3 protein-coding genes and 1 pseudogene are annotated in these 1,740 nt (G+C 59.9%); 2 read left to right on the top strand and 2 right to left on the bottom strand.

Annotated elements, in window-relative coordinates:
* Both FV242_RS33770 and FV242_RS35110 read left to right on the top strand, forming a co-directional pair.
* Positions 1-104: pseudogene (locus FV242_RS33770) on the top strand (sugar transferase); the annotation flags it as partial.
* A 735-nt stretch (positions 105-839) separates the two neighbouring features.
* Positions 840-1,019, top strand: a complete 180-nt coding sequence (locus tag FV242_RS35110) for a hypothetical protein (RefSeq protein WP_187193754.1) — start codon at positions 840-842, stop codon at positions 1,017-1,019.
* Here FV242_RS35110 and FV242_RS36435 read toward each other — a convergent pair.
* Positions 954-1,220 carry a helix-turn-helix domain-containing protein gene (locus FV242_RS36435; RefSeq protein WP_147942010.1) on the bottom strand — a complete coding sequence of 89 codons (267 nt, stop codon included), beginning with the start codon at positions 1,218-1,220 and terminating at the stop codon, positions 954-956. The genes FV242_RS35110 and FV242_RS36435 overlap by 66 nt on opposite strands.
* 63 nt (positions 1,221-1,283) lie before the next feature.
* Positions 1,284-1,535: a hypothetical protein gene (locus FV242_RS33760; RefSeq protein ID WP_147942009.1), complete on the bottom strand. Its 252-nt coding sequence runs from the start codon at positions 1,533-1,535 to the stop codon at positions 1,284-1,286.
* Positions 1,536-1,740: the final 205 nt, after the last annotated feature.

The raw sequence follows: 1,740 nt of genomic DNA, 5'->3' as shown, positions 1-1,740 counted from the left end.
TGGCGCTCGACCTGGACTACGCCAGCCGCTGGAGCCTGCGCCGGGACATCGCGATCATGCTGCGCACCGTCCCGGCCGTGCTCGCCCAGCGCGGCAGCAAGTAGCGTGGCCGTGCCGCCGAGGGACCACGCCATGCAGGACGACAACCCGCTCTGGTGCGATTACGCTGAACCCGACGAGGCACCCTGTCGAACGCTGCTCGTTTTAGCTGGCTTGGTGTCCATCGCGATGAACATCATCGCGGCTACGATCCGGGTATGCCGGATGTCCGACCAGCTGTGGCCCTTGAAACCAACTCAGTTGGCTCAAACTCGAAGGGTGCGGGTAGAGCCGCTTTAAGCCGCGTGGTAGCTGTCGCAAACCTGCGTGGCCTTAAACGACGCCCTTGCCCACGTCGTCCCGCGAAGTCGGCGCAGCTTCACATATGCGCCAGAATTCGACAAAGCCTACGACGTAGGCGGTGAGGACAACGGCGGCCCAGTGCATCATCAGGTTTTTTAACACGGACGACCCATATTTGTGCAGCCAAAACCTTAACAAATTACAACATTTTGAAGTTGTGTCAGACCCTATGCGCCGGCTGTGAGGTCCTGCTTCACGTCCACTTAAAGAAAGCGGATTGTCAGGCGTGGGGACAACCGAACGGATCGCCTAACGCCTGCCGCCGGAACAGTGTGGGCCTCCTAAGCCGCCTCTGGTGCTCCAGTTCCAGCCTATGATGGCACGCGACAGCGCGGGCAGAAGGCCAGAGGTTGGGCGATGACGTGAGCGCGTTTATCCCCATCGCACGCGAGAATGCCGACCTGTGGTAGCAGCTCGCGATCGCCCAGGACATGCTGATGGAAACCGCGATCGACGCCGGTAGCATGCATGCGCTGATCAAGGCGGTTCAGGGCGAGCGCGATGCCTGGCGGAATGAAATCCTGGTGATTGCCGACGGCCCGACGTCCATCTCAGTCCGGGGTGCGCAGAAGAGGATCGGCGGCTCTGTTGAGATGGCGAAGGCTGTCGGGACGTAGACCAAGGATATCCATGACGCGTTCTCGGGCGCTGACATCGAAAACCTGTCTGCCGTTCTCGAGCTCGGTGATCACCCCGGGCTCAACCCGGGCGAGCGTTGCCAAGGTCTCTATCGAGTAGGCGCCGCGTAGGCGGGCGGCTTGGACCTGCGCAGCTAGGGTCGCATCGAGGGATGCAGGCTTTTTATCTGGATCGATCATGGGCCTTCGGTACGTGCAGGCTCGGACCGAAGTTTCTGCTCGGCGAGTTTTTTTGAGTGGTGGCTACACAGCTCCAAGCGCCCGAGGGCGGGGTTCGCCAAGCTCGGTCAGGCCGAGAAAAAGGGCGAGCCGCATCAATTCGGCGAGCGAAGATGAGCAGTCGCTGCCGTTCTCGACCGTTGCGATGAGCTCAGGTGTGAGGTGAACCAAGCGGGCTGCATTGTCCAAAGACATGCACATCCGGCTCCGTGCCGAGCCGGCGTGTGTCGCGAGATTGCGCAGCACGATTTCCCGTTGATCTTTGGTCTCGGCCATGAAGAATGTTGATCTCGTGAGGCACTGACGCCATCGCAAGATCGTTACTACGATGGGCGAACCATTCCAATAATAAAAATTACATCTAAGCCGAGTTTTAAGTCGGCTGCTCCTGATGCGCTGGACCACTGTTGTGGTGGCTCTTTCAAGCGTAGGGCCCACCGAATAAGAGCGTGGGACAAAACCCATTCGGGCGGGTTGGGAG

Origin of the sequence: Methylobacterium sp. WL64, assembly GCF_008039945.1 — a bacterium.
Lineage (GTDB): Bacteria > Pseudomonadota > Alphaproteobacteria > Rhizobiales > Beijerinckiaceae > Methylobacterium.
The sequence above is the reverse complement of the archived record's forward strand: the minus strand, read 5'-3'. Positions and strand labels throughout refer to the sequence as shown.